The sequence below is a fragment of the Lacunimicrobium album genome, from assembly GCF_052161635.1.
Classification (GTDB): Bacteria; Planctomycetota; Planctomycetia; order Planctomycetales; family Planctomycetaceae; genus SXPC01.
The window spans coordinates 830441-856654 of sequence record NZ_CP197413.1 but is presented as its reverse complement, the minus strand read 5'-3'; the positions used below and the strand labels follow the sequence as shown (position 1 = coordinate 856654).

The following is a 26214-nucleotide window of genomic DNA, read 5'->3' as shown; positions in this document are numbered from 1 at the left end:
TCCAGTCGTGACTTCAATGATACCCGTCTGATGGTGGAAGAGGTCTCGAGATGGAAACGGTGACTCCGTTCGACTGGCAGCGGATTTTCATCGGCGATCAGCCTTTGTGGTACGCGTTTGAAATTGTCGTTCGCGTCGGGCTCATTTATCTGTTTGCGGCGATTTTTCTGCGGTTCCTGGGGAAGCGGGGGCGACGCGAGCTTTCGCCGTTTGAGTACATGGTGATCATCGCGCTGGGATCATCCGTTGGCGATTCGGCGATCTATCCCGATGTGCCGATTTTCTATGCTTGTGTGACGGTTGCGTCCATCATCCTTTTCAGCGTTTTGCTGGAGAAATTGCAGCTCAATAGCAGTCGGCTCCAAACATTTCTCGAGGGCGAACCAGTTATTCTCATCCGTGATGGCGTTGTCGATGAAGCGACTCTCTACCGGGAAGGTCTGAGGAAAGGGGAGTTCCTGGGAATGCTGCGGGAAGAGGGGATTGGCCACACCTCGGAAGTCAAACTGTGCGTGCTGGAAATCACGGGGATGCTCGGCATCCTTCGATATGAGGATTTGCCGGATGAGGAAAAACCTAGCCCATCGAGCGTTGGGGAATCGACCTGGGAGTGTTTGCTTGTCAAAAGCAAAGGAATTTGATCGCTAATCGATCAACAATGAGTAAAATTGTGGGAAATAGTTGCTCACTTTTACAGTAGCTTGCCTCATCCCATTTCATAGCAAGCACTTAGATTTCTTGGCATAGCGAATGCATTGTAGATTTCGTGAAAACACGAGTCTTCCGCTTTTGACTATCCTGGAGCCTATTATGAACCGGTTGAACGATTCAAACGCCAAACCAAACGATGAGATCCTGACGACCACCCGTTACGGTAAAGTGAAGTACGCCTTGGCAATGTGGCTGCTTGGACTGCCATTACCAATTATTATCATCGCCCTTTTTGTCGGCGGTTGTGACTTCTAGAAAGACAGCGTCAGAATATATTTTTGAACATGAGACCTGTTGGCTAGTAGCAACAGGTCTTTTCTCGTGGATGATTTGACGGCATAATTTAACAGTCTTTGTCAGGTTTCGTCGTTGGCTGCGACTTAACCTCCGTCATCTAATTATTCATTGCAGTTGCAAGGGAACACTTCCATGAAAATGACCGTGGTCATTGTGATGGCCCTGCTGGCCGTATTCTTGTTAACAGAAGTCTATACTGAAGCCCAGACGCCTAAGCCGAACACACGAGCCGACAATCAGACTGAGACACTGAAAGATTCCAAAGGTATGAGCGAGTATCTCAAAGAAGTGCCAAAATCGAATGAAGAGTGGAAGAAGATTCTGAGTCCAGAGGAGTATCGCGTCTTGCGTCAAAAGGGGACGGACCAGCCTTATCAGGGAGAACTTTGGAACAATAAAAAGACGGGCGAATACATCTGCGCTGGTTGCGGTCAGCATTTATTCGCGTCGGATACCAAGTTCGATTCAGGAACTGGATGGCCCAGTTTCTGGCAGCCTGTCAAAGAAAAAGTGGTGTCGACGAAACCGGATGCCAGCGCCGGGATGCTTCGCACGGAAGTCCACTGCACTCGCTGTCAGGGACACCTCGGACACGTCTTTGATGACGGCCCACGTCCGACGGGACTGCGTTTCTGCATCAACACGGCTGCTCTGAAATTTGTGCCCAACAAAACGGAGACAACGGAACCAGCAAGTCTTAAGTAGACTGCCTTTCGTCACGTGCCTGAAATGAAGGTGAGCTTCACTGATTGTGAGCTCACCTTTTTTGTTTAACGGCGTAGATCGTCGAGGACTTGGAGTGTCAAAGGGATTTCATTCCGCCCGGGGAAGGGGATCGGTTCTTTGATGGTCAGTTCCGATTGCGCCAAGTCAATCAGGCCCTCTTCGCTATCGGGCGGGACGCGCTGCCCTTTTGGATCGAGCAGCAGGCGGATGATGGGTTTCGTGTAATGATCGCCGTTCCTGCGAATGACGCGGGCAATGCTGCCATCACTGAGTTTGACCAGACTGCCAATCGGAGTCAGGCTCAGCTGCATCAGAAACTTGCGGACAGTTTCCGCGTCGAAGACCTGCTCACGAGACAGTTTGACAATCGCCTCCATCGCTGCAGCGGGCATGAGTGGGCCTCGCCATGGTTTGGGAGAGATCATTTCGACATATGCATCGACGACGTGGAGGATATTCGCGAAGGCATGAATCATGTTCGCTTTACGTCCGCGAGGGTAGCCCATGCCGTTGGGCTGCTCGTGAATCTGATAGCAGACAAGCGGAATAATGCCGGGGAGTCCGCTGACGTTCTGAAGCATTTCGAGGGCATAAATGGAATGCTTTTTAAACTCCAGGTGTTGAACGCCTTCGAGTCGCTGTTGTGGAGAGCGGATATGGGCAGGGAGTTTGACCATGCCCCAGTCGTGGATCATGGCACACAGTCCAATATTGCGGACGTTTTCTTCATCGAAGCCCATTTCTACGCCAAGGGCCATGCCGTACATCGACATTTTCAGACAGTGATCAGCCAGTTGCTGGTTACGTCCTGCCTCAGCAGCGACGCTGAGAAGTTGATCCATGTCGTTGGTGAGTTCGGTCAGATAGGTGCCAGTGAGAGCGGAAAACTCATTGCTTGAGACTCGTTTTCCAGACAGCGCAGTCTTCATCATGCTGTCCATCTGCTGGGCGGTCTGCTCGTGGTTCTGGATGAGTTCTTCGCGTTTGACGAGGTCATAGCCTTTACGACCATGAAGCACGACCGTGCTGCGCATGGGTGGGCCGTTGTTTTTCACAAACAGCGAACCGCCCGTGATCATGCCATCGAGCTTGTCATTGAGTTCGTCTCCGAAGGTGGTCACAGCCACTTCTTCAATGAGCGCGATATCGATCTGCAGATCGTCGGCTTCCTTGGCGTTGACCTGGACTTCTTCTTCTTTTCGTCGTTCCAGAAGTTCTTTGAAGCGGGGAGTGATGACGCTGCCTGGGGACAACAAAAGGACGCCTCTGGAATCGTACATGGGCGAATTGAGGGTGTAACCTGGCGCCAGACGTTTCACTTGGACGGTGACGTTGTCTTCCGCGCGGAATGCGAGCTTGGGATCTGCCTGGGGAGGCTCGGTGGTTGTCGACATGGCAACTCCGGTGTCTATGTCCTGGAGGGGGGAAATACCTTGCGTCGCGAAAAGTCCACGAGACGCTACAATCAGGTATAGAACGCCGACAAACAAGAGGCGTGAACTTGACGAAAGTTGCAGTCGAACACCCGACAAGGTTGTGATGTCGTGCTGCTAATCTTTTAGCCATTGCACACCCTGTGCGTCTGGGGTCATTGAACGGGAAGCCTGAGAAATGTTTACAGGACTGGTCGAATCAACGTGTCGAGTGTTAGCGATCCGGGAGGCAGGACCGGGAATTGAGCTGTGGCTGAAGGTGCCTCGGAAAGTCGTTCGACAGGAACAACATCACGGGTTGACGCGGATCGGGGACAGTGTCGCGATCAACGGGTGTTGTCTGACGGTCGTGAAGATCGAAGATCAGGCGGTCGCGGTCAGCGATGTCTCGGAAGCGATGCCGCTGCCTGATGAGACATGGGTCTTCGAAGCGGGAAGCGAAACGCTTTCCAAGACTAACCTGGGAACACTCAAAGCCGGTGACCTCGTCAATATCGAGCGCGCCTTGCCTGCCAACGGGCGTCTGGGTGGACACTTTGTGCAAGGGCATGTCGACGGGACGGGGAAAGTGTCTGAGATCCGTCATGAAGGCGACTGGGTGTTCATGCACTTTACTTGTGATCAATCTCTGACAGCGATGATGGTCCCGAAAGGGTCAATTACTGTCGATGGGATCAGTCTGACGCTGGTGAGCGTGACTGATGCCGATTTCAGCATCGCGTTGATTCCCCACACGCTGGAAGCCACGACACTGGGAAAACGCGAGGTCGGGGACCTGGTGAATCTCGAAACAGACGTGCTCGGAAAATACGTGGCGAAGTTCCTGTCGAACTCGCAAAAGAATTGATATAGTGGTGGTTTGATTTTCCACGCTCCTTTACTCTTTAAGATCATTCATCTGACCACATGACCGCTGTCAGGCAGACACGCTCGTATTTGATGCGTCTGTTCGCAAAACACGGTTTCAATCCGCGCCATGATCTCGGTCAGAACTTCCTCATTGATCTGAATATCATTGAGTTTATCGTCGCGAATGCTTTGCTGACGAAAGATGACGTCGTGCTCGAAGTCGGCTGCGGCACTGGCGGGATGAGTACCTTTATGGCGATCCAGGCGGCGGAAGTTGTGTCCGTCGATCTTGATCCCAATATGATCCAGCTGGCCAAAGACACGACGGCTCCGTTTTCGAATGTCACGCTGCTGCACCAGGATGCCCTGCGTAACAAAAACAACATGGCGGATAACATCCTGGAATTGCTCCGCGAGAAGAAGGCCGCTGCTCCCGGGCGACATCTCAAGCTTGTTGCCAACTTGCCTTACAACGTCGCGACGCCTATCGTTTCCAATCTCATGGGATCAGATCTGGGCTTTTCGCGCATGGTGATCACGATCCAGTGGGAACTCGGATTCAAGATGCAGGCCCAACCGGGCGACGGGACGTACAGCGCTCTGTCTGTCTGGCTGCAGTCGCTGGCGAATGTCACGCTGCTGAAGAAGCTGCCGCCATCGGTTTTCTGGCCGATGCCGAAGGTCAACTCGGCGGTCGTTCTGATAGAACCGGATGATGCCAAACGGGCTTTGATTGATGATCTGCCGTTCTTCAACAACTTCGTCCGACTGCTGTTCACTCAGCGTCGCAAGTTCATGCGGTCGGTGCTCATCAGCATGTATCGCAAGGAGCTGTCGAAAGCTCAGATTGATGATGTGTTGAAGCAGTTAGGAATCGCGACAGAACTTCGAGCAGAATCCATGACACCTGGTCAGTTAGTGATCCTCGGAAATGCGATTGGTCGTCTGATCAAAGATGGCCAATATGTCGCGTCGCGTGAAGAGCTTGAATCGATGTCATCGACGGGCGATGATGCCGTAACGACGGCGACGATTGACGACTCGGTTACTGAAACTGGTCCACAGATGGCGAGCGAACCAGACGACGATGCGTTCGACTCCGAAGACGACACACACTCACCCTCGAATGACGCAGGAGAAAACTCATGAGCAGTATGCAGGATCGAATGTTGTGCGAAGGACTGACGTTTGATGATGTTCTGCTCGTGCCGGCATACAGCGAGATTGTGCCGTCCGACTGCGATGTTACGACGCGTCTGACTCGTAACATCCCGCTGCACATGCCGATCATCTCCAGCCCGATGGACACCGTCACCGAAAGCGACATGGCGATCGGGATGGCTCAGGAAGGGGGCATCGGAATCATTCACAAGAACATGACGTTCGAGCAACAGGCTCTTCAGGTCGACCGCGTCAAACGGAGTGAACACGGTGTCATCGTTGACCCGGTGACGCTGCCGCCGACGGCGAAAGTGGCTGACGCCAAACGCCTGATGGATGAGCGAAATGTGGGTGGTATTCCGATTACGGAAAATGGGAAACTCAAGGGGATTTTGACACGTCGCGATCTGCGTTTTCTGGAATCCGATCAGATTGTGATCGATGAAGTGATGACGAAGGACAAACTCGTCACAGCACCGGAAAATACGGATCTGAAAGAGGCAGAACGTCTGCTGCGGGTCAATAAAGTAGAAAAGCTTTTGCTCGTCGATGACCGATACCAATTAAAGGGATTAATCACGATCAAGGATATCGACAAGAACCTGCAGTTCCCGCGCGCCTCGAAAGATCAGCGCGGTCGACTGAGAGTGGGAGCAGCCGTCGGGGTTTATGACCTCGCCCGCGCTGAGACACTCATCAATGCAGGGGTCGATGTTCTGGTTGTCGATAGTGCCCACGGCCACTCCAAGAATGTGGTCGACACAGTTGCCCGCATCAAAAAGCAATGGTCGATCGACGTCATTGCCGGAAACGTGGCGACGAAAGAAGGGGCGAAAGCTCTCGCGGATGCCGGTGCTGATGCCGTCAAAGTGGGGATTGGTCCCGGTTCTATTTGCACGACACGTATTATTTCCGGCGTGGGTGTGCCTCAGTTGACTGCAATTCAGCAGGCAGTTGAGGGCCTGGCTGGTACCGATATTCCAGTCATCGCGGATGGCGGTATTCGCTATAGCGGTGATATGACCAAGGCGATCGCGTTCGGGGCTCAATCGGTCATGCTGGGAGGACTCCTGGCAGGACTTATGGAAAGCCCCGGCGAGATGATTCTGTTCCAGGGACGCTCGTTCAAGCGTTACCGGGGAATGGGGTCCATCACTGCCATGGCCAAGGGAAGCAGCGAACGTTACCGACAATCCAACACCGATGACGATGGCAAAGGCAAACCGAGCAATAAGCTGGTGCCTGAAGGCGTCGAAGGTCGGGTACCATATAAGGGCAGCCTCTCGAACCTGTTATTCCAACTGACAGGGGGACTGAGGGCAGGTATGGGATACCTGGGAGTCGAAACCATTGACGAACTGCGGACCCAATCCCGGTTCATCAAAGTCTCAGCCGCGACGGTTAGGGAGAACCATCCACATGATATCGCCATCACTCAAGAAGCACCAAACTACACAGCTGAGTACTCGCCCGGCGAGCATTTTTAATTGGTCGACGCTGCTCGCGTTGTTGGCCGTTATTCTGATCTGTGCACAACATACGATGGCCAAAGACCCGCTCGATCGATTGCGCAAGCGATCGGCCGAGCGTGACTGGAAGAAACTCCAGGAACGCTATCACGGCGAAGCTGATAAAAATGCCACGCCATCGACTCCGGTGGCTCCTGGCGGAACTTTGGAACCACTTGCTCCTGTGACGACTCAACCACAGCAAGTCAAAACTAATTCGGCTCCAACGACTCTTGAGTTGCCGGCATCAACTCCGTCAGCCAGTCAAAAACCTGCTGCATCCTCGACGGTTGATCCACTCTTTTCCGAGTTCGTCGCCAGAGAACACTCGACGACCACTCAGCCCGCTGCTGTTGAGACGCCCGAAGTTTTTATGGAACCGAAAAGCGTTTCGCAACGCGATTCGATTCCTGTCATGACGGCGAGCGTTGCTTCGCAAACCGGGCGAGATAACCTGTTCGTTCCGACGATCCGCACTCCAGAAACCGACCCGAATCAGCTGCTCAAAATCACTGAGATCTCCCCGTTCTCCACTTACGAACCAGATCCAGAAGTTCGTGAGAACGATCCTCTGCGAAACATTTGCTTCGACGACTGCCCGGGTTGCGAACCACGTGATGTCGCCTACCAGTGCCCACCGGTGCTGTTCTCTGAAGGCGGGACTCTTGAGCGGGTCTTTTCAGAAACCGATTATCAGTGGACTGCCTCGAATCTGATGTATCACCCGCTCTATTTCCAGGACGTTGGTCTGGAACGTTATGGGCATGACCACCATCCGCTTATTCAGCCTGCGGTTTCTGTGGGTAAATTTGCCGGTCAACTCATTGGCATGCCTTACCAATTGGCGATGCACCCGGTTTGCGACGAAGAATATGCCCTTGGGTATTATCGTCCTGGCGAACCGGCTCCACGTCTGATTTATCAGGTGCCTCTGAATGCCAAAGCAGGCGTTGTTACCGCTGGAGTTTATACCGGGTTGTTCTTCCTGATCCCGTAATCACGGTTGATTCATCTCACAAAAAAACGCCTCGGCCAGGAGTGATCCTCGCCGAGGCGTTTTCGTTTCACGGTGAATAATCTACTTCTTTGCCGTCTGCGCGATTCCAATGACACCGACAGCCACGCGTCCGCCGGCATCGCCTGATGGCTGGCTCTTGAGGTCATCTGCTTTGGCGTGAATGACGAGCGAGCGTCCCAGGACAAGGTGAAGGTTTAAACCTTTGGCGGTGATATCGATTTCGGAGACGCCTTCGCTATTGGCGTCGATATTGCCGAGGTCGCCATGGTGGTGGTCAGAATCATCAGGACCGCCGTGCTTGGCACCGGTTGGGTTGAAGTGTCCACCAGCGGAAGTCCCGTCAACGGCTGTCAGGTCGCCGAATTCATGAATGTGAAAGCCGTGCTTGCCGGGAGCCAAACCGGTTACTTTGCCTTGGATTTTGACGCCATCAGTGACTTGAGTCAGCGTGATGATGCCGTGAACATCATTGCCTTTTGTGGTGGCTAAGACGGTCACTCCTTTGCTGGGAATGTCCATGTTTTCGGCGTGTGCGTGGCCTGGTTTGTCGTGAGCGGTCGCGTGATCGTCTTTGGGGGCTTGAAAAGCGGAGAGGGTCATGCTGGCTGAAAGAACCGAAGCGGCGACGGAGGAGACGTAGAAGAGGTTGGTCATGTGAGCGAACTCCTGTTTGAAAAAGAACATCCCTGGTGAGTCTCTTCAGCTTACCGGACGCAGGTATGCTGGTGCAAATTTTTGGCGTGACTCACCATCAGGTCATTGGGCTGTGGGGAGAATGGAAATGTGAGGGAACGGATAACGCTCGTTCATTCCTGGCTCTTCGAGGTCTTGGTCGCCAGGCGAGCAGTTGAGACTCTAGCTAGGATAATCCGATTATACGGCAAAATTCATACCCTCTTGCGTTCAAAACGTGAGGTCACAATTTGACTCTGATGCTTCGCATGGGTACAAAGGATTGAGAATCTTTAACGTTTTTTACGTTCAGAGCAGAGAAATCAAAAACTCGCTCTGGAGAATCGGAAACGTTGGAATCGATCAGAACACCCGAATTTCGCTGACTTTGAGCATACGCAACTATTGAGTGAGGGGACTTACATGATCAGGCATGGCAAACAAGCGCTTGTGATGGCATGCGTCGCGTTAGTATTCGGCGTCGCTGCTGAGACGAGCCAGGCTGGCGTCGTCAGTTACGCCTGGCAGGGGATGTTTGGCCCTCCAGGTTCACTGGCTTATTACCGAGCGGCTCGCGTGAACGCCCGCCAGGGCATTTACCCACAACCGTTTTACGGAGCAGCTGCACCGGCCCAATATTCGGCCGGTTATGCCCCGATGGGCTACAGCACGGGCTATGCCCCTTACAGTGTTGGCTACTCGCCATACAGCGTCAGCTATGCTCCGGTCGATATGGGAGTTTCTTACGGTTACGGCCAGGCTGCCTGCTGCAGCCCATGCAATTCGTGCTGCGGGGGCTCGACTGGCGGATCTTGTCCAGGCGGGAACTGTGGTGGTAGTAACTCGTCACCACAAACTTATGAAGCCGGTCGTTATCCTGAAAAGGCGATTCCAGATCCGAACGCGTCGGGTTCGGGAACGAATTCCAACAACAACAGCAATCCCAACAGCGACTACAACGGCAATTCAGGTCCAGCAGATGACGACGGGTTCGTTCCGCCTCGCCAGAACAAAAGTGGTGTCAACGAAAATGGTGGCGATGCCCCCAGCTATACACCGCCTGGAAATAACGGGGCTCCTGCACCATTCAGCATTGATAGCTCTGGAAGTGCCTACGAACTCCCTAAGCTTCAGCCTGTCGGACCTGTCGCCAGCATGTCTTGGGATGCCAAGGTTCAGCCAACTCGCATGACCCGTGAAGCCCGCTTCAACCTGCCGGTCATGGTTCGTCATGTTGAACAGCCTCGCATTCTGGTCCCTGCTCCGTCTCCGATTCAAATCGCAGGCAAGTAGGTTTTTCGCGTCAATCTGATGAGTCCATCAGTTTGATTAGCCGACGAGAATTGAAAATCAAAAGACATTGCCCGATGATGCTCGGGCAGTGTCTTTTTTTATGGCTTCACAACTTCCCAAGCCAAACAGTACAGGAGACGATTTCGGATGGCCAAAGGATTTGGAATCATCGGCTGCGGCATGATCGCGAACTTTCATGCGCAGGCGATCGCGAACCTCAAAGGGGCAAAACTGGTTGGGTGTTTCAACCAGACGAAAGCCAAAGCAGACGAGTTTGCTCATAAGTATGGCTGCGAGAGTTACGAGACGCTCGATGCGATGCTCGCAGATCCCAAGATCGATATCGTGACGATCTGCACGCCGAGCGGAGCTCACCTGGATCCTGCGATCGCAGCCGCGAAAGCGGGGAAGCACGTCGTTGTCGAAAAGCCGTTGGAGATTACGCTCAAGCGCTGCGATGCGATCATCGCAGCCTGCGAGAAGGCGGCCGTGAAACTGTGTACGATCATGCCGTCGCGATTCAGCGGTGCCAATATTGCGATGAAGCAGGCGATTGATTCAGGGCGTTTCGGCAAACTGACGCTCGGCGATACCTACGTCAAATGGTGGCGTACTCAGCAGTATTACGACAGCGGCGGGTGGCGCGGGACCTGGAAGCTCGACGGGGGCGGGGCGTACATGAATCAGGCGATTCATAACGTCGACCTGCTGTATTGGCTGATGGGTGATATCGCGGAAGTTGCAGCGATCACCGGAACGCTGGCTCACGACCGGATTGAAGTCGAAGACACCGGCGTCGCGGCCATCAAGTTTGCCAATGGAGCCGTCGGGACGATCACTGCCACAACCTCAGCCTGGCCGGGCTTACTGAAGAAGACCGAGATCCACGGTACGAAGGGGTCTGCGATCGTCGAAGCCGATCACCTGTTGTACTGGAACTTCGAAAAGAAGGTCGCGAAAGACGCGACGATTCTGGAGAAGTTTGCTCCGAAGACCGGCCTGTCCGGCGGTGCGAGTGATCCCAAGGCGATCTCCTATCAAGGACATCTCGAACAGCTCAAAGACTTTGTCAAAGCCATCGATCAGGGTACGGCTCCGCTAGTGGATGGTAAAGAAGGACGCAAGAGCGTCGAGATCATTCTGGCGATCTACAAGTCATCCTGGACTGGCAAGCGAGTTCAGCTGCCGTTGACGACTGATCCGAAGATTCCGGGTTAGAATTCAACTGTGAGTTTTGAAGCACGAGGAGTGAGGTTTCGAAAGAGGCCTCACTCTTTTTTTGTGTCTTGTTCAACGCTTGGCACGTCAGCACCCTTTATGAATAAATCCCACTTGGGAGTATCCGACCATTCATGCCATACTTCGATCTCCAACGGTTCTGGTATTCTGGGATGCTTTGAAGTCAAGTGAATCGAAGGAGGATATTGCGTTCGGAATTGCTCTCGAAAGATTTCCGCCGATCGTGGAGTTGGCGTCTGGACGTTTTCAAATCTATAGATGTGATGCCTAATTGCTTCTAATTCGACAAGCTTTGCAAGCTCGGACTCGAACCTTTCCCATACATCGTTGAAATGATCTTCCCCCGATGAAGATCGACTCTTTGCACGAAGGGGGAAGTAAATTTCATTCCTCGCCTCCTTCATTCTCGCTCGATGATAACTGACCTGAAATCCAGGAGAGCGCCTAATAACAAATGCCGTAAAGCCAGCAGCAGAGATTAGAAGCAATGAAACGATGGTAAGTAGCTTGGTCTGTTTCATTTTTTTAATACGTTCAGATTTTTAGTATGGATCATTCCATTTGTCGATCTTTTGAGGTGCCGGATTTCTTCAAACGGCATACTGCTTGCGAATGTCAGTTTTGACGGGCTTCATTACAGAATTGACGGATCAGCAAGCATACTCGTTTACGAATTGTCTGACGTGCGATCATGGAAACGGCAACATTGATTCAAAAGGGACAGCGACGTGCGCGGAAGGCGGGGCTGTTTTATGTGAACGACTTTGATCGCGGGATCACGCGGAAGAAAGTCAGAAGCACATTCGAGTATTACTCAGCTGGTAATCGGAAGATTACCTCAGAGCGGATTTTGAAGCGAATCACGAGTCTGGTGATTCCTCCGGCGTGGAAAGAAGTCTGGATCTGTCCGAAGCCGAACGGACATATTCAATCGACCGGGTTGGATGAAGCAGGTCGCAAGCAGTACTTGTATCACCCCCAATGGTCTGCGATCAGTTCAGCGACGAAGTATGATCGTCTACATCTGATTGCAGAATTGCTGCCGCGGGTTCGACGACGTGTGAGGAAGGATCTGGCGTCGAAGACGCTGACGAGGGAACGTGTGCTGGCAGCCGTTGTTCGCTTGTTAGATAAGGCTCATTTGCGAGTCGGGAATGAAGTCTATGTTCAACAGCGAGGGTCACGCGGCGCGACAACGCTCACCAGCGAGCATGTCGAAGTCAAAGGCCCGAAGATCTCGCTCGACTTTCTGGGTAAGAGCGGTCAGCAGCATGAGATCGAATTTGAGGATGTGAAAGTCGCAGCCGTGATCAGGAAGTGTGAGGATATCGGGGGCCAGTATCTCTTCTGCTATCTGGGAGATGATGGAGAACAGCGAGCGATTCGTTCTGAAGATGTGAATGAGTACCTGCAGGACGTCTCGGGGGAAGCAATCACGGCCAAGGACTTCCGGACCTGGTGGGGCAGCGTCATTGCGCTCTCGACTTTGAAGGGGATGGACGAGGAACTGCCAGTTCGCGAGCGGAAGGGCGAAGCTCGGCGTGCAGTGGAAGTGACGTCGGAAGAACTGGGGAATACGAAGGCGGTGTGTCGAAGCAGCTATATTCATCCCGGCTTGCTCGCGGCTGCTGAGTCCGGTGAGTTACCCGCGCTCATTAAGAAGGCAGAGAGACGGGTGAAGAGTGTCGCGGAGATGACTGCAGATGAAGTGCTGTTGGATCAGTTGATTCGGCATCTGGAGTTTACGTGACGGTGAGCTGGTGTTGATTCCTTGCAACGTTGCCTTTTCTCCACAGCGCACCGGCTGCGCTCGTGGCGAAATGGCAACACAAAAAGTTGCGTTTGGAAAACGCTTTACAAATCGCCCGGGTCATTAAATGACGCAAACGACTGCAGCCAAAGCTCTTAAGCATCCGCAGACAGCAAACAGTAAAGAAATCGAAACGTCCTTGTTTCTGTTGGCATAGGGGGTGCATTTACAAGTTCTCAACGACACAACACCAAACACCGACACAGAAACAAAGCCACCATGAAGTCACTCGCCGCAGCTCTTTATCATGATCAAAACGGTTTCATCATCTCTGCTGAACTCGTGCTGGTTTCAACGATCTGCGTCATGGGAATGATTGTCGGGCTGACCGAGGTCAGCTTCAACGTCAATCAGGAACTCGAAGACGTCGGCTCAGCCGTCGGCAGCGTCAATCAGACCTTCCGTTTCAACGGAGCCAGTGGTTTCAAAGGTGGTACCGTCGGAAGCACCTTTGGTGACAGTTACGATGATGGCGATTCTCAATCCGACATCAGCTGCAACGTCGAAGCTGCTCCCGAGTCGTGACTTTTGAACTGACGACAAGACACTCTCTCGATCATCGCTCCAGACCCACATGACCGACCCAGTCATGGGAGCGATGCAGACCCCGCGGCGGGTAGCCGACTCTCTCTCGAAGAAAAGCCTCGCTCGACTAACCATCGCGCGAGGCTTTTTTGTTTTGTCGTTGGGAGGGCGAGGCTCCGTCCGAGCCGCTGTCCCGCGTTGCACACGAGAATAACGACTCGATGTTGGGTTTCACATCTTCGTCTCAGGCCTAAAGGGCCGTTCTCTGTCAGCCCATAATGAAATCCTTGGGCAACGGTCGTCGAGAGGATTCTTCTGTCCTGTAGGGACGGCTCAGGTTGTATTCCGCGGTGCCCCGTCCTTACAGGACGGAATAGTCTTGTCTTCTCTCGAACCCAGGATTTCATTCTGGGCTGGTAGAGCCGTCCCTTCAGGACGGGAAGAAGGCGAGGCCGTCATCGTCACACTCACGGGTGGAGTATCGCAACGCAAAGTAGCGGCTCACACGGAGGTTCGCCCTCCCGACAGTAAGATTAGCCTGCAATTTCAGAGAGCGGTGATCGTCGGCTGCTGACTGGACCACTCTGCGAGCATTCTTTGAATTCGTTCGATATCGTATTGATCGGGATTACAGTGCGCGAGGGCGTAATTCAATGAATCGATTGCCGGCGCCAGATCACCTTCGTTTTTCTTAGAGAGGGCGTACTGAATCTGCACGACAGCAAGCGTGCCCGCTTTTTCTTTGGTATAGGCCCAGAGAGCCGCATCTGTTCGGAAAACGGGAAGATAGTTGATCGTGCCGATCGTTAAAGCGAGCATCCAGGGAGCAGCCAACGCGAATGCGGTGACTTGGCGGGTCGAGGCATGCGAAGTCACGTAAGACGCTAACCAGATAAGTCCGTAGGCTGCCATTGCGACGACCGGAATGATCGGCAAGTAGAGATAGCGATCATTCATCAGCGTCGTGATGGGGAAGAAATTTAGAACCGGGAACAGCAGCCAGAACCATGTCGCTGCGGCCCAGACGAGTAGCGGGAATTGGTGTCGAAAGTTCCATGCAATAGCGGCGATGGCGATCCAGGCGATCGAGCAGAGGGTCAGTGTAACGGGGATGCCAGTGACCTGGAGGTCGTACAGGACGCACAGATTCTGTGGCCAGAATGTCATCACGAGGTATTTCCATAGCAGCAAACTATCGATCCAGAGTAACTGCAGTTTGCTCATACCGATGTGGGAACGAATGCCGCCGACGATGGTGGTTTGGGCGGTCATCGTCATCAGAATCAGTTGGATGCACAGGAACATCGGCAGTACTTGCCGGGCGATGCTTTCGCCGACAGGCTTGCGGCGAACAAGGACGTCGTAGGTGAAGACGATCGGCGGAATGACGACGGCACTGGCTTTACACAGCAACGCAGCAGTCAAAAGCCCGATGCCTTTGACTTCGTCGTAACCGCTGCGGTCTTGCTTGAGCCAATAGAGCAGCGAGCCGAGCATGAACGCGCTCGATAAAAGTCCTTTGCGAGAAGAAACCCAGGCGACGGTTTCAACCTGAACCGGGTGAATGGCGAAGACCAGTGTCGTGATGAACGAGACGGTTGTGTGACCAGTGACTTGTCGGACTAGCAGGTAGACCAGCGCGACATTGAGTAAGTGCAGGAGGTAATTCGTGACGTGGTAGCCGGCGGGGTTCAGGCCACAAAATGTGTGGTCGATGAGCAGGGAGAGAATCGTCAGTGGTGCGTAGTTGCGGGCGACATTGTCGGTCGCGATGTGAAACAGGTTCGACGGCGACCAGGATTTGATCAGGTCGTTGTTGATGACATACCAGGGGTCGTCCCAGTTGAGGAAACCGAAGGTTAGCGTTGGTGCGAAGATAGCTGCAGTGATCAGCACGCAGGTAGCGATTGCGCCGATTGCAGGGGCATGGCGCAGGAGCGTCACTCGATTGACGAACGATGGCCGCATGGGCTTGGCTCACAGTCTGGGGGGAACTGGGTGCGCGGGGTGCGCAGTCTCCTTACGACTGAAACCTAGCTCGTGAAATGCGATTGTCAAAAAAAACGTGTTTCAACAAAGGCAATGATTCTACCTGGCGAAGCGTTTGCGTCCGCGATAAACGCCTGGAGCAGCCCCCAGAAACATCCCGAGAAACAGCCCGGCGGCGTGGGCGTAATTGGCAACGCCGACAGATAGCATGCAGATGACAAACCAGACGAGCAACACAAAAACCGTTTGCTGATCGGCCCCGAGCCCTTCTTCTGGCGAGACGACGCCCTTCATCCAGACATAGCCGAAGAAGCCATAGAGGACGCCCGACATGCCGCCGAAGCCGGGATCAGTAAAGTAAAACTGAAGCAGATTCGACAACACTCCGACGAATAAAACCTGCAGCAGGATAAACAGGCTTCCCTTTCTTCGCTCGATCAGGCTTCCAAACTGAAAGGTCATGATCATATTGAAGACAAGGTGCATGGGAGACAGGTGCAAAAAGATTGGTGAGATCAGACGCCAGATCTGCCCTTTCTCCGTAATATCAGGCAACGTGTGGACAGGAACGCGATCGATGACTTCCTCACCCTGGTAAGTCACTCGGTAAAGCATGCCGTCATTGATGTGCAGCGAGCGGGACAGTCGGGAGTCACTTTGCCCGAAGCTGGTCAACAGCGAAACCGTCACGCTGATGACGATTAATAAGATCGTGACCGGTATATCGTTCTGCTGGCGAGTCTGCCAGGGGAGCGTGCGTTGTCTGGAATTGGCTTTCTTCGCTTTCTTCTCTGCTTCAGACCGGATTCTTTTCAGCTCTGCGGTGAGTTTATCGGCGGCGTTGAATTTCTCGTTTTTCGGGTCGATGAGATAGTCTGAGTAAGCGGACTTTGCTCGGTCGACGTCGTCTTCTGAGATCACCCAGATGTGGAAACCGTCAGCATCGCGATCGAGGCGGGACGAGATTTTCTGGCTTTCGAGGTAGTTCCAGAAACGGACGGCGAGTTGTTCGTCGGATTGAGTGCCCAGAAGACGCATGCGGTGATTCGATCAGCGTTGTACGTTAGAAACGGTTCACGGGAGCGAGCTAACGATTCTCGCTCCCGTGAAATAAACCAGACTAGACTTCGACCCAGATCGCGACTTCCACCGCTGCGTTGAGAGGAAGCTCGTTGCAGCCGACGGCGAAGCGGGCATGTTTCCCAGCATCGCCAAACAGATCAACCAGCAACAACGAAGCACCGTTGAGAACGAACGGCTGTTCTGAGAATCCATCAGCCGACTGAACGAACCCTTCGACGCGGACGACTCGCTTGACCAGATCGAGATTGCCGACCAGGCCTTTGACTTGAGCCAGAGCATTGAGCACACAGATTCGAGCGGCGGACTGAGCATCTTCTTTGGTGACCTGGGTGCCGACTTTGCCGGTGAAAGCGAGTTCCTTACCGACGAAAGGGAGTTGACCACTGGTGATGATCAGGTTGCCGGTTTGAATGGCTGGGACGTAGGCACCGACGGCTGGAGATGGAGACGGGAGCTTCTCGCCGAGTTCTGCGAGCTTGTTTTCAATGTCATTTGACATGGGGGAGGTTACTTTCCTGAGGAGACCACACTTCGCCCGGTGGCGAAGATTACTTAATACCGGCTGCCTGGAAGGAGGCAACCATTTTGTCCAGCCCCGTCTGGATGACTTGATCGGGGATCTGTTTCCAATAATCGCGATTAAAAAGCTCCAGTGACAAGGCGCCCTGGAAGCCGTTGGCATAGAGAGTCTGCAGAACGCCGGTCATGTCGGCATTGCCATCGCCTGGATAAACACGGATCGAGTCGTTCCAGTCTTCTCGGGGCGGTTTCGTCGGCAGATCGTTGACGTGAAAGGCGGGCATCATGTTGCCGGTGATCAGCTTGAGGCCGTTGAGGTCGGATCCACCTTTGTAGAGGTGGTAGACATCCAGCAGCAGTGGTGCAGGCTGGCCGCAGGCACTGGCGACGTAGAGGACTTCGCAGAGTTTCGACAGGTTCGACGAATGCCCCCAGACCTCGAGCATCGGAGCGACACCTTCCTCCTTGCCGACTTCCAGCAGTTTGCCATAGCGTTCTGCCAACGCATCAAGTTCGATCTTGCGATGATCGGGTTTGCTGATGCCGGCAGGAGGAGCAGCAATGTTCTTGCCGCCCAGACGCGCCACCAGGTTGAGAGTCTTGCGAGCCTCTTCGAGACCTTTGGTACGTTCTGCTTCGTTGTCACTTCCCCAGTTGGCGAACGCGATCAGAGATGTCAGTTTGAGGTTATTGTCATCCAGCAGCTTCTTGAGATCAGCGACCGTGCCACCGGTATCGAGGTAGGTCTGGATCTCATCGAGCCAGGGCTCGATTCCGACGTAACCAAAGTCACCGGACTTTGCTTTTGCGAGCGAGGCAATGACGTGAGGCAGCGGTGTCTTGCTGGGGCGAATGCAGGCGGTGTTGAAGCAGAATGTCGGAACGACGGGCTTGGATTCCGTCAGCACGCTGGCTTTGGCGGAGTTGTGTGATAGCCCGAGAGTGGAAGCACCGCCGGCGAGCAGGGACGTCGAGAGGAGATCACGTCGATTCAACATGGCGAGACTCCAAGGCAGACAAGCGGGGATGGTCGCTGCAAAGAACACAAAACAACGACGGCGTCGCGGGGTTCTCAATGAATTGAGAATTCGTTGACGCCGTCACACGATTGTCACAGTCTAAATCATCCCGGTCCCGCGGTCGAACTCGGCGAGCTCTTTTTCGAAGACAGCAAGCGTTGTCTGGAAAGTTTCTCGCGAAATCTTATAGCTCGGCTGCTCATCAGTGTACTTGCTGCAGTGGTTGACCAGCAGGCGATACAGGAACTTGAAGAGATGGCGTGGAACACGTAAATGAGCGAACATGCCGATCAGGTCAGCCTTGGTCATCGTGGGCTCAAACAGATCCATGATGGATGCTGACTTGTCTGGATTTCGCGAACAGACACGGATGCGGTCGTTGGTGATGTCGTAGAGTCGTTCGCCCGACCAGTCGAGCGAAGAGATCAGGTTCTGCTTGTCCAGGCGGGAGCGTTCGTAGAACTGCTTTTCCTGACGCTGCAGCAGCGGATAGACCTCAGCTGGAAGAAGCATTTTGAAGCCGATGCCGGGATACTTTAGGAACTTGTTGTCGAACATCGGCCAGAGGAGATCCTTCATCCGCTCGGGCACACCTTCAATCAGGTGTGGCTCGTCAACGCGATCGACAAAGATCATCATCTGCGTGAAGCCGAGTTTATGGAGAATCGACTGGAACTTGTTGAGCAGTTCGTAACGGGTATCACCGCGATTGCTGGTTGGGAGAGGTTGTCCGGCCAGTTCAGCCTGATTGAAGCGTCCGAGAACGCGTCGCAGCATGCCGGAGTTGTGATCGAGAATGCGGACGTTGCGATCGATGAGGAAGGCCTTCCACCACAATCTCAACTGCTTGAAGAGGTACGGAGCCCAGCCGATGAGAAGCACGATCGCTAACCACATCCACTGATTTCCTGTGTTCAAGCCGCCGACTTTATAGAAGATGATCGGTGCAACGACCGTCACCAACCCACCAACGCCGAGATTCCACAGGCGGGTCCAACCGGAGTAGCCGAGCTTATTGCGGACAAGATCCCAGCGCTGTTCGCGTGTCATTTCCAGTGAGCGGTCATAAAGAGCAGCGAGGATCAATAGGTCGCGGGCGTCGGTGCGTTCTAAACGAGACAGCTGGTCTTTCGAGACATGGTCAGCCGGGTCGAAGTGCTGCTTCTTTTCCAGCAGAACATTGATCAGACGAGTGACGCCCAGAGAAAGAATCGCGTCGATGTGATCCAGGAGCTGCCAGCTCTTGAGTGCACGATCTGGTTTGCGACGGTATCCAGACAGCTTGTCTCGGAAGGCGTCGAGAAACGGGTTGAAGTCTTCGTACTGAATCATCCAGGTGCGTGATTCAGGATTGACGCGGTTCCAGTCATACACACCGTTGACCATCTGCAGGCGCAGAGCCGTTTTTCCGGCTCCTTTTTCACCGAAGACGACCGAAGTGGCAGGCTCGTTGGGCTTGCCGAAGATCTTGTCCCAGGCGGGGTGATGCGTCCCCTTGATGCAGTGACGGGTGAAGATCGAATCGGTCTGAGCATCTTCCTGGGCAAACGGATTGTCCGAAATGCCATGATGATCGAGGAACTGGTGGACTTTCATCGGTGGTGTGCTTTCATGCGATCATCGTCAAAAGCAGACAGCGATGATTCCGATCCGCGGCGACCATCGTCGCGTCGCGTAAGTCGGCCTGAAAAGCCCACCGCCGTCAGCGAAAAGGGCCTGACAACATTGCAGGCGTACCTTCCCCTCGTTCAGGTTTAGTCGCTGGGCGCACGATTCGCAAGCGGGACAGCCACATGTGAGACACGATTTTCATGGAGTCTGGCGGATCTAACGGCGTGAAAACTTCCGTCAACACATCATGAGACCGCACCATCCTTCAAAACATGTCAGCGTACCGGCGTTCCTTCGATCGCGGGTTCCGAACTCGTCAGAGAGAGCTGAAGCTGCTGGCGTCTGCCGTCACGCTCGATCGTCAGGATGATCGTATCTCCTGGCGATTTGGCTTCGACTTCCGACAGGAAGTCATCAGCCGTTTTCACCTTGTTGCCATTCACTTCGAGGATCTTGTCCGCCTTCGTGCGGTCCTCTTTCTCGACGGTAAAGACGCCACGTCGCGTCCGCGTCACGACAGGGCCACGCAGTCCGGCCTTCTCTGCAGGACTGTTCGGCAGTACGCGGGCCACGACGAGACCTTTTTCCGTCTGGAAGACCGCGCTGATGCCACTTTCAGGTCGAATCACTTTCCCATGGGCAATCAACTGGGGAACGACTCGTTTGATCAGACTGGCTGGAATCGCAAAGCCGACTCCCGAGCTTTGCCCACTGCGTGTTGCGATCGCAGTATTCATGCCGATTAGTCGAGAATGCGTATCGAGCAACGGTCCGCCGGAGTTCCCCGGATTAACGGCCGCATCAATCTGAATGATCGACTTGATGGTACGCGATCCGTATATCGCCAATGAGCGATTCAGACTGGAAATAATCCCTGTTGTCAGTGTTCGTTCAAAGCCGAAAGGGTTCCCCAACGCGAAGATTTTCATACCGACTCTCAACTTTGACGAGTCACCAAGGATCACGGGGATGAGTTCCTCCTGGGGGGCTTTAATCTTAATGATGGCGATATCGTTGATGGGATCTGCCCCGACGAAGGATGCTTCGTAGCTGGCCCCGTTGTAGAGCGTCACATTGACTTGCTGGGCGTTCTCGACAACGTGATAGTTGGTGAGGATGTGACCTTCTTTATCAAGAATTGAACCTGATCCGGACCCCTCAGAGTTCAGTTCCATCATGAAGATCCCGCCCGACTGGACGGCTTTCGTCGTGATGTTGACGACACTCTGGTTGACGTTTTCGTAGACGCTGATGTTGATCGCCTCTTCCTGCGTCAACTCCTCGACGACCTGTTGGAGGGGAGGCGAGGCAAATTGTTCGTTCCGAGGAGTTGGTGTCCCCAGCGGAGGCAAGGTCGGGAGGGGCGGCAGCTGCGTCTGCAATAAGGCTGCTTCTGCTGTCGGGCGTGAATGCTCCATGCCTCCACTGGCCCAGACGGCCACGAGTCCGCCGATGAATGCGCAAGCCAGATTCGTCACGAGCGTTTTCATATCATTCCCCTGTTCAGTTCTTCGTACGACGCCGAACAATCGGCATCGATGCATGTGTCCGTGCGAATCTTGAGACTCGCACAAAATGGCCACGTCGCCAATTGAAATTTTAGTCAGGCGTTCGTCATACTCATAACAATTCCAAAGCATATGGATCAAGACGATCTCTCCAGTCCGCTCGACAGGGAGATCAGGAACGCGATCCCATTTTTGTTACGGACAACAACGACAGTACCTGCCAACGACGGCCACGGGACGCCCTGACCGGACTCGATCTTCTGATTGCTTTTCAAAGCAGGAATCGACATTCGGATTGCTACTCGACGCCAGTCTCAATTGAACGCCAGACCAGCGAGGAATTCTGACCATGAGCATGAAACGCATCGGCATCCTCACCGCCGGAGGAGACACACCGGCGTTGAACGCCACGATTGATGGAGCCGTCAAACGAGCCAATCAGCTCGAAGTGGAAGTCATCGGCATCATCAAAGGTTTCTCAGGTCTGCTCGATCCTCGTGCGCCACACCTGCTGCTCAATCCTCTTTACCAGACAATTCCCGAACTCGATCCGTACATGGGCGGAACGATCATCGGTTCGTCACGACATTACATTGATCCCGCCAAGAAGGAAGAGTTCAAAGGGGTAACCGAGAAGCTTTCCCGTATGGGAATCGAAGGCCTGATTTGCATCGGCGGCGACGGCACCATCAATGGAATGCAGCCGATCTCAGAATTCTTCCCCTGCGTGCTCGCGCCGAAAACGATTGATAATGACCTGGGATTGAACTACCCCGAAGAGCCATACGAGTGGACCCGGACTCAAAACGACGATGGTAAGTTTAAGTACGATAAAGAGGGAGAGCGCAAGCACATCGAGCGCGACGAAATCGTCAACTATGCCACGCCCGGCTATGCGACCGCCGTCTTCGTCGCCGTTCAGGCGATTCAACGCGTCCGCACAACAGCAGAGTCTCACCGACGCATTGCGATCATCGAAGTCATGGGTCGCGACTCAGGCTACATCTCGCTCGGCTGTGCATACGGCCAGCCGGATATGATTCTGATTCCTGAGGTGGCAGTCGACCTGGATCGTCTCGAAGAGCGAGTCCGTCAGCTTTACGATCTGCAGAAGAACTGTGTCATCGTGATCGGCGAAGGAATTCGGGATCAACACGGAAATCTCTTCGGCGATAAAGCCAGCAGCTTCGACCCGGCGGGCAATATCATCATGAGCGGTGCCGCCGAGCACTTGAAGAACGAACTGACGATTCGACTGGGAGACGATTTCTTCCGTTCACGTCGTCGTCACGATTCTGCTAACGAAGCCATCTTCACACGGAAGGTCGGCCACACCCAACGCGGCGGCCGTCCGATTCGTTTCGATCGTTTCTATGCCGCCAGCCTCGGCGGACATGCCGTCGATCTGCTGCTCAAGCAGGAAAACAACTCGATCTCGATTCTCAAGTACTGCGACGAGCGCGGCTTCGAAGTGTCATCCACCGACGCGAACCGTCTCCGTGACCGCTGGGGGATCATCCACGCCCGCACGGTTCACCTCTCCAAATACGATCAGGAGAGAATGCACCTGTCGATCTTCGGTCGCGATTACCTCAAGCCGATCTTCGACCATGCTGTCGGCCCCGAAGATGTCGACTATCTCCACAACGAGATCTTCCTGCCGGGGAACCTGTCATCGCGCTACCAGTCAATCAACGTCGACGTGCATAAGCGAATTCGCTACCTATAGTAAAGTATTCCCTTCTCACTCGGGGAGCAGGTGGCCGATTCTTCGAGGTCGGATGAGGGAAGCCTTCGAAATCATTGCAGCTTGACCTATGTTTAAATCTGCCCCATCCTTGCAGCATGAGCGGACGTTTCTGCATCCAGAAACGTCCGTATTTGTTTGGCGAGAGGCAGCCTGTCGGTATGTGCGCGCGCATAGTCGATATTAAAGCGATAGTCGAAATCAGGCGGATTTGTTCCTTGGTTGTGCTGGAGCAGTGTCTCGACTTTGTCGAGTGCTTTCGCCGCAACCGCTTCCGGGCTCCTGGCAAGCTCGTACTCATCCCATAGCGAAAGAAACTCGGCACGTAAAAATTCTGGCAGCGACGTGAGTAATGATCGAAAATCATTCCGCTCTTTCTCGGATTTTGCCGCCTGGCCAACCTGATTGGGCGCAGGGATATCCCCATCGATCGCTTCCCCCAGATCATGAAGAATGCAGATTTTCAGCAGCTTGAGTAGATCAACATGAGCCAACTGATCCGAGAACGTGATAACTAACAGACATAGTCGCCATGTATGCTCAGCAACGCTTTCCTGCTGACCCTGTGTTGTGAAACCACTGCGAAGTGTATCTTTGAGACGTTCTGCATTGCGAAGGAAATCAAGGCGGTGTTGTAAGTCCGCTTCATTCATTGTTAACTTCCCTTTCTGACTTCGTTTTCAATTTACTATGACAAAGTGTGCCGATAGCTGGTTCACATTCTAAGCACAATTCCCTCAACGATTGCTTCGCACTTCCTTTGCGCCTTCACCGCTTTGCGTTAAAGTCTGTTTTCCCAATTCTTTCTCGCAATTCTCTGTGGCAACTCGATGGCTGATGCTCCCAAACTGACCCCGATGATGGAACGCTATCTCGAGGTCAAGGCTCAGAACCCCGAAGCGATTCTCCTGTTCCGCATGGGAGATTTTTACGAGCTCTTCCATGAAGATGCTGCCATTGCTGCGAAGATCCTGGGACTCACGCTGACAAGCAGGGACAAGGGCTCCAGCAATCCTGTCCCGATGGCGGGCTTCCCGTATCATTCCCTTGAAGGTTACCTGCATAAGCTGATCCGCGCTGGTAAACGGGTCGCGATCTGCGATCAAGTCGAAGATCCCAAAACAGCCAAGGGAATGGTCCGACGTGAAGTGACACGCATCGTCACGCCAGGAACGCTCACCGACGATTCGCTCCTCGAACCCAAGCAGCGAAATTTTCTGGCCTCCGTGGCACTCAATACGAACGGCGACCGGGCGGGCGTTTCTTGGATCGACGTCTCGACCGGCGAATTCTGGTGTACCGAGTTGCCGACGGCACAACTGCTCGATGATCTGGCTCGCATTCGCCCTTCGGAACTGATTATCTCGGACGAACTGCGCCATGTGGATGATGAAGGCTTTTCCCGTCTGGCCTGGCTCAAAGACGCAGAGCAACAAATGAAGCTGTCGCTCGCGTACCGCCCGGTCTGGGAGTTCCGCGAAGTCGCCGGCCGCGATGCCTTGTGCAAGCACTTCAAAGTGAAATCACTCGAAGGCTTCGGACTCGATAAGGAAACACTGTCTCTGGCTGCCGCTGGTGTTCTGCTGGTTTATGTGCAGGAGATGCAGAAAGCGGCCCTCGGCCATATCCTCTCCCTGCGGCGCTTCGAGCATTCCCAAGCCATGCTCATCGATGATGCGACACGTCGCAGTCTCGAACTGACCCGCACGATGCGCGAAGGAGCACGCCAGGGAACCTTGCTTGATGTCCTCGACAAAACCGTCACTCCCATGGGAGCACGGAAACTCGGCGACTGGATCGACCATCCCCTCAAAGACATTATCGAAATTCAGCGGCGTCACACAGCCGTCAACGAATTACTGACAGACCGTTCCGGCCGCGAACGTCTGCGCGACCTGCTCGATCAAACCTACGACCTGCAGCGCCTGACTGCTCGCCTTGCGACTGGTCGCTGCTCTCCAAAGGATCTGATTTCGCTCGCGAAAACCCTCAGCATTCTTCCTGACCTGAAAACCCTTCTGCAGAGTTTCACATCTCCGCTCATTGCTGAACAGACGACGAACCTTCGACTCTGTGACGATGTCTGCAGCCGTATCATCACGACCCTCTCAGAAGACCCGCCGCTGGCTGTCTCTGACGGCGGCGTCATCCGCACCGGTTTCAATGCCCAGCTTGACGAGTTCCGCGATCTCTCGACTGGCGGTAAGCAATGGATCGCGAGGTATCAAGCCGATGTTGCCGCCAAGACCGGGATTCCGAATCTCAAAGTCGGCTACAACAAAGTCTTCGGCTACTACCTCGAAGTCACCGCGGCCCATCAGGACAAAATCCCTGATTACTTCATGCGAAAGCAGACGCTCAAAAACCAGGAGCGTTTCATCACGCCGGAACTCAAAGAGTACGAGGAAAAAGTCCTCCGAGCCGATGAGCAGGCCCTCGCACTCGAAGCCCAATTCTACGAACAGCTGAAAACGGAGCTCGCGACCTGCTGCGGCGATCTTCAACTGTCCGCAGAAGTCATGGCCATCGTTGACGTCCTCGCAGGGTTCGCCGAGCAGGCAGAATCACGACGCTATTGTCAGCCTGAAATGACGAACGAAACGCTTCTGGAAATCCATGGCGGTCGTCACCCCGTTCTCGATGTTTTGCTGCCTGCAGGTGAATTCGTCCCTAATGATGCTCTTCTCGGCGGCGACCACGGCCTCATCCAGATCATCACCGGCCCAAACATGGCCGGTAAATCGACTTATATCCGTCAGGCTGCTCTGATCACACTGATGGCTCAAGTCGGCTCGTTCGTCCCGGCGGAGACCGCGCGTATTGGAATTGCAGACCGGATCTTTGCCCGTGTCGGTGCCTCCGATGAACTTGGCAAAGGTCAATCGACGTTCATGGTCGAGATGACGGAGACTGCACGCATTCTCAACACAGCCACGTCAAGCAGTCTCGTGATTCTCGACGAAATCGGTCGCGGGACCAGCACCTACGACGGACTCTCTCTCGCCTGGGCTGTCACCGAACACCTCCACGACGAAACACGCTGCCGGGCCATGTTTGCGACTCACTATCACGAACTGACCCAACTGACGACAACCCTCAAGCGCTGCAGTAACTGGAACGTCTCGGTCCACGAACATGAAGGCCAGGTCGTCTTCCTGCACCGCATCATTCCCGGGCCAGCTGATAAAAGCTACGGGATCCACGTCGCCCAACTGGCCGGCGTTCCACAGACCGTGATCAAACGGGCCCAGGAAGTCCTCAAAACGCTTGAAGAAGAACACACCGACGAAGCAGGCAAACCGAAAGTCCCCGCGCGTCAGAAAGCGTCCAAGCAAAAGCAACTCTCACTCTTCTCAATACCTGCCGAAGACCATCCCGTCGTCACCAAGCTGCGGGAAGTCGACATCAACATGCTGACGCCGCTGCAAGCACTCCAACTCCTCGGCCAACTCGCCACCGACGCGAAATAATCACGCCACTGTCTCACGATGTAGGG

24 protein-coding genes are annotated in these 26214 nt (G+C 54.0%); 13 read left to right on the top strand and 11 right to left on the bottom strand.

Annotated features, from left to right (window positions below; translation table 11 throughout):
- Positions 1–50 precede the first annotated feature (50 nt).
- The 3 genes from SH248x_RS03370 to msrB all read left to right on the top strand — a co-directional run bounded on the left by SH248x_RS03370 (position 51) and on the right by msrB (position 1713).
- Positions 51–641 (top strand): DUF421 domain-containing protein, encoded by a 591-nt coding sequence (locus tag SH248x_RS03370; protein ID WP_459557111.1) that lies wholly within the window; start codon positions 51–53, stop codon positions 639–641.
- A gap of 169 nt (positions 642–810) precedes the next feature.
- Positions 811–966 (top strand): hypothetical protein, encoded by a 156-nt coding sequence (locus SH248x_RS03365; protein WP_459557110.1) that lies wholly within the window; start codon positions 811–813, stop codon positions 964–966.
- Positions 967–1140: 174 nt separating this feature from the next.
- Positions 1141–1713, top strand: coding sequence for a peptide-methionine (R)-S-oxide reductase (gene msrB, locus SH248x_RS03360; protein ID WP_459557109.1), 573 nt, complete (start codon positions 1141–1143; stop codon positions 1711–1713).
- A 65-nt stretch (positions 1714–1778) separates the two neighbouring features.
- On the opposite strand, the gene SH248x_RS03355 is transcribed toward msrB, so the two are convergent.
- On the bottom strand, positions 1779–3128 hold the full coding sequence (locus SH248x_RS03355) for an HD-GYP domain-containing protein (protein ID WP_459557108.1): 1350 nt from the start codon (positions 3126–3128) through the stop codon (positions 1779–1781).
- 217 nt (positions 3129–3345) lie between these two features.
- Here SH248x_RS03355 and SH248x_RS03350 point away from each other — a divergent pair, with 217 nt between their 5' ends.
- From SH248x_RS03350 to SH248x_RS03335, 4 genes are all read left to right on the top strand, one after another.
- On the top strand, positions 3346–4014 hold the full coding sequence (locus tag SH248x_RS03350; RefSeq protein WP_459557107.1) for a riboflavin synthase: 669 nt from the start codon (positions 3346–3348) through the stop codon (positions 4012–4014).
- A gap of 92 nt (positions 4015–4106) precedes the next feature.
- Entirely contained in the window at positions 4107–5165 is a 1059-nt protein-coding gene (rsmA, locus tag SH248x_RS03345; RefSeq protein WP_459557106.1) for a ribosomal RNA small subunit methyltransferase A, read from the top strand.
- Between the two features lie 5 nt (positions 5166–5170).
- Positions 5171–6664 carry an IMP dehydrogenase gene (gene guaB / locus SH248x_RS03340; RefSeq protein ID WP_459558572.1) on the top strand — a complete coding sequence of 498 codons (1494 nt, stop codon included), beginning with the start codon at positions 5171–5173 and terminating at the stop codon, positions 6662–6664.
- On the top strand, positions 6597–7682 hold the full coding sequence (locus SH248x_RS03335; RefSeq protein WP_459557105.1) for a hypothetical protein: 1086 nt from the start codon (positions 6597–6599) through the stop codon (positions 7680–7682). Before guaB ends, SH248x_RS03335 begins: the two co-directional genes overlap by 68 nt.
- Positions 7683–7763: 81 nt before the next feature.
- On the opposite strand, the gene SH248x_RS03330 is transcribed toward SH248x_RS03335, so the two are convergent.
- Positions 7764–8357 (bottom strand): superoxide dismutase family protein, encoded by a 594-nt coding sequence (locus SH248x_RS03330; protein WP_459557104.1) that lies wholly within the window; start codon positions 8355–8357, stop codon positions 7764–7766.
- A gap of 441 nt (positions 8358–8798) precedes the next feature.
- Between SH248x_RS03330 and SH248x_RS03325 the strand changes: the two genes are divergently transcribed.
- Both SH248x_RS03325 and SH248x_RS03320 read left to right on the top strand, forming a co-directional pair.
- A complete protein-coding gene (locus SH248x_RS03325; RefSeq protein WP_459557103.1) occupies positions 8799–9668 on the top strand; it encodes a hypothetical protein in 870 nt (289 codons plus the stop codon).
- A gap of 147 nt (positions 9669–9815) precedes the next feature.
- Entirely contained in the window at positions 9816–10886 is a 1071-nt protein-coding gene (locus tag SH248x_RS03320; RefSeq protein ID WP_459557102.1) for a Gfo/Idh/MocA family protein, read from the top strand.
- Positions 10887–10936: 50 nt separating this feature from the next.
- Here SH248x_RS03320 and SH248x_RS03315 read toward each other — a convergent pair whose 3' ends face one another.
- Entirely contained in the window at positions 10937–11428 is a 492-nt protein-coding gene (locus SH248x_RS03315; RefSeq protein ID WP_459557101.1) for a hypothetical protein, read from the bottom strand.
- Between the two features lie 170 nt (positions 11429–11598).
- On the opposite strand from SH248x_RS03315, the gene SH248x_RS03310 reads away from it, so the two are divergent.
- The gene (locus SH248x_RS03310) at positions 11599–12657 is read left to right on the top strand and encodes a DNA topoisomerase IB (RefSeq protein ID WP_459557100.1); all 1059 of its coding nucleotides are present in this window, start codon (positions 11599–11601) and stop codon (positions 12655–12657) included.
- 279 nt (positions 12658–12936) lie between these two features.
- A complete protein-coding gene (locus tag SH248x_RS03305; RefSeq protein ID WP_459557099.1) occupies positions 12937–13242 on the top strand; it encodes a branched-chain amino acid aminotransferase in 306 nt (101 codons plus the stop codon).
- Between the two features lie 546 nt (positions 13243–13788).
- Here the strand turns inward: SH248x_RS03305 and SH248x_RS03300 are convergent.
- The 7 genes from SH248x_RS03300 to SH248x_RS03270 all read right to left on the bottom strand — a co-directional run bounded on the left by SH248x_RS03300 (position 13789) and on the right by SH248x_RS03270 (position 21261).
- Positions 13789–15210 (bottom strand): hypothetical protein, encoded by a 1422-nt coding sequence (locus SH248x_RS03300; protein ID WP_459557098.1) that lies wholly within the window; start codon positions 15208–15210, stop codon positions 13789–13791.
- Between the two features lie 120 nt (positions 15211–15330).
- Positions 15331–16269, bottom strand: a complete 939-nt coding sequence (locus SH248x_RS03295; RefSeq protein WP_459557097.1) for a rhomboid family intramembrane serine protease — start codon at positions 16267–16269, stop codon at positions 15331–15333.
- 82 nt (positions 16270–16351) lie between these two features.
- A complete protein-coding gene (locus SH248x_RS03290; RefSeq protein WP_459557096.1) occupies positions 16352–16813 on the bottom strand; it encodes a RidA family protein in 462 nt (153 codons plus the stop codon).
- 49 nt (positions 16814–16862) lie between these two features.
- The gene (locus tag SH248x_RS03285; protein WP_459557095.1) at positions 16863–17831 is read right to left on the bottom strand and encodes a sugar phosphate isomerase/epimerase family protein; all 969 of its coding nucleotides are present in this window, start codon (positions 17829–17831) and stop codon (positions 16863–16865) included.
- A gap of 120 nt (positions 17832–17951) precedes the next feature.
- Positions 17952–19448: a hypothetical protein gene (locus SH248x_RS03280; protein WP_459557094.1), complete on the bottom strand. Its 1497-nt coding sequence runs from the start codon at positions 19446–19448 to the stop codon at positions 17952–17954.
- 290 nt (positions 19449–19738) lie between these two features.
- Positions 19739–20953, bottom strand: a complete 1215-nt coding sequence (locus SH248x_RS03275; RefSeq protein WP_459557093.1) for a S1C family serine protease — start codon at positions 20951–20953, stop codon at positions 19739–19741.
- A 155-nt stretch (positions 20954–21108) separates the two neighbouring features.
- Positions 21109–21261: a hypothetical protein gene (locus SH248x_RS03270; protein ID WP_459557092.1), complete on the bottom strand. Its 153-nt coding sequence runs from the start codon at positions 21259–21261 to the stop codon at positions 21109–21111.
- 59 nt (positions 21262–21320) lie between these two features.
- Between SH248x_RS03270 and SH248x_RS03265 the strand changes: the two genes are divergently transcribed.
- The gene (locus SH248x_RS03265; protein ID WP_459557091.1) at positions 21321–22700 is read left to right on the top strand and encodes a 6-phosphofructokinase; all 1380 of its coding nucleotides are present in this window, start codon (positions 21321–21323) and stop codon (positions 22698–22700) included.
- A gap of 92 nt (positions 22701–22792) precedes the next feature.
- Here SH248x_RS03265 and SH248x_RS03260 read toward each other — a convergent pair whose 3' ends face one another.
- Positions 22793–23371, bottom strand: coding sequence for an HD domain-containing protein (locus tag SH248x_RS03260; protein ID WP_459557090.1), 579 nt, complete (start codon positions 23369–23371; stop codon positions 22793–22795).
- 177 nt (positions 23372–23548) lie between these two features.
- Here SH248x_RS03260 and mutS point away from each other — a divergent pair, with 177 nt between their 5' ends.
- The gene (gene mutS / locus SH248x_RS03255) at positions 23549–26188 is read left to right on the top strand and encodes a DNA mismatch repair protein MutS (RefSeq protein WP_459557089.1); all 2640 of its coding nucleotides are present in this window, start codon (positions 23549–23551) and stop codon (positions 26186–26188) included.
- Positions 26189–26214 lie beyond the last annotated feature (26 nt).

What these genes read in the sequence shown, in the direction of transcription:
- SH248x_RS03370 (WP_459557111.1), top strand. Translation starts at nt 51, where the DNA reads ATGGAAACGGTGACTCCGTTCGACTGGCAGCGGATTTTCATCGGCGAT.
- SH248x_RS03365 (WP_459557110.1), top strand. Translation starts at nt 811, where the DNA reads ATGAACCGGTTGAACGATTCAAACGCCAAACCAAACGATGAGATCCTG.
- msrB (WP_459557109.1), top strand. Translation starts at nt 1,141, where the DNA reads ATGAAAATGACCGTGGTCATTGTGATGGCCCTGCTGGCCGTATTCTTG.
- SH248x_RS03355 (WP_459557108.1), bottom strand. Translation starts at nt 3,128, where the DNA reads ATGTCGACAACCACCGAGCCTCCCCAGGCAGATCCCAAGCTCGCATTC.
- SH248x_RS03350 (WP_459557107.1), top strand. Translation starts at nt 3,346, where the DNA reads ATGTTTACAGGACTGGTCGAATCAACGTGTCGAGTGTTAGCGATCCGG.
- rsmA (WP_459557106.1), top strand. Translation starts at nt 4,107, where the DNA reads ATGCGTCTGTTCGCAAAACACGGTTTCAATCCGCGCCATGATCTCGGT.
- guaB (WP_459558572.1), top strand. Translation starts at nt 5,171, where the DNA reads ATGCAGGATCGAATGTTGTGCGAAGGACTGACGTTTGATGATGTTCTG.
- SH248x_RS03335 (WP_459557105.1), top strand. Translation starts at nt 6,597, where the DNA reads ATGATATCGCCATCACTCAAGAAGCACCAAACTACACAGCTGAGTACT.
- SH248x_RS03330 (WP_459557104.1), bottom strand. Translation starts at nt 8,357, where the DNA reads ATGACCAACCTCTTCTACGTCTCCTCCGTCGCCGCTTCGGTTCTTTCA.
- SH248x_RS03325 (WP_459557103.1), top strand. Translation starts at nt 8,799, where the DNA reads ATGATCAGGCATGGCAAACAAGCGCTTGTGATGGCATGCGTCGCGTTA.
- SH248x_RS03320 (WP_459557102.1), top strand. Translation starts at nt 9,816, where the DNA reads ATGGCCAAAGGATTTGGAATCATCGGCTGCGGCATGATCGCGAACTTT.
- SH248x_RS03315 (WP_459557101.1), bottom strand. Translation starts at nt 11,428, where the DNA reads ATGAAACAGACCAAGCTACTTACCATCGTTTCATTGCTTCTAATCTCT.
- SH248x_RS03310 (WP_459557100.1), top strand. Translation starts at nt 11,599, where the DNA reads ATGGAAACGGCAACATTGATTCAAAAGGGACAGCGACGTGCGCGGAAG.
- SH248x_RS03305 (WP_459557099.1), top strand. Translation starts at nt 12,937, where the DNA reads ATGAAGTCACTCGCCGCAGCTCTTTATCATGATCAAAACGGTTTCATC.
- SH248x_RS03300 (WP_459557098.1), bottom strand. Translation starts at nt 15,210, where the DNA reads ATGCGGCCATCGTTCGTCAATCGAGTGACGCTCCTGCGCCATGCCCCT.
- SH248x_RS03295 (WP_459557097.1), bottom strand. Translation starts at nt 16,269, where the DNA reads ATGCGTCTTCTGGGCACTCAATCCGACGAACAACTCGCCGTCCGTTTC.
- SH248x_RS03290 (WP_459557096.1), bottom strand. Translation starts at nt 16,813, where the DNA reads ATGTCAAATGACATTGAAAACAAGCTCGCAGAACTCGGCGAGAAGCTC.
- SH248x_RS03285 (WP_459557095.1), bottom strand. Translation starts at nt 17,831, where the DNA reads ATGTTGAATCGACGTGATCTCCTCTCGACGTCCCTGCTCGCCGGCGGT.
- SH248x_RS03280 (WP_459557094.1), bottom strand. Translation starts at nt 19,448, where the DNA reads ATGAAAGTCCACCAGTTCCTCGATCATCATGGCATTTCGGACAATCCG.
- SH248x_RS03275 (WP_459557093.1), bottom strand. Translation starts at nt 20,953, where the DNA reads ATGAAAACGCTCGTGACGAATCTGGCTTGCGCATTCATCGGCGGACTC.
- SH248x_RS03270 (WP_459557092.1), bottom strand. Translation starts at nt 21,261, where the DNA reads ATGTCGATTCCTGCTTTGAAAAGCAATCAGAAGATCGAGTCCGGTCAG.
- SH248x_RS03265 (WP_459557091.1), top strand. Translation starts at nt 21,321, where the DNA reads ATGAGCATGAAACGCATCGGCATCCTCACCGCCGGAGGAGACACACCG.
- SH248x_RS03260 (WP_459557090.1), bottom strand. Translation starts at nt 23,371, where the DNA reads ATGAATGAAGCGGACTTACAACACCGCCTTGATTTCCTTCGCAATGCA.
- mutS (WP_459557089.1), top strand. Translation starts at nt 23,549, where the DNA reads ATGGCTGATGCTCCCAAACTGACCCCGATGATGGAACGCTATCTCGAG.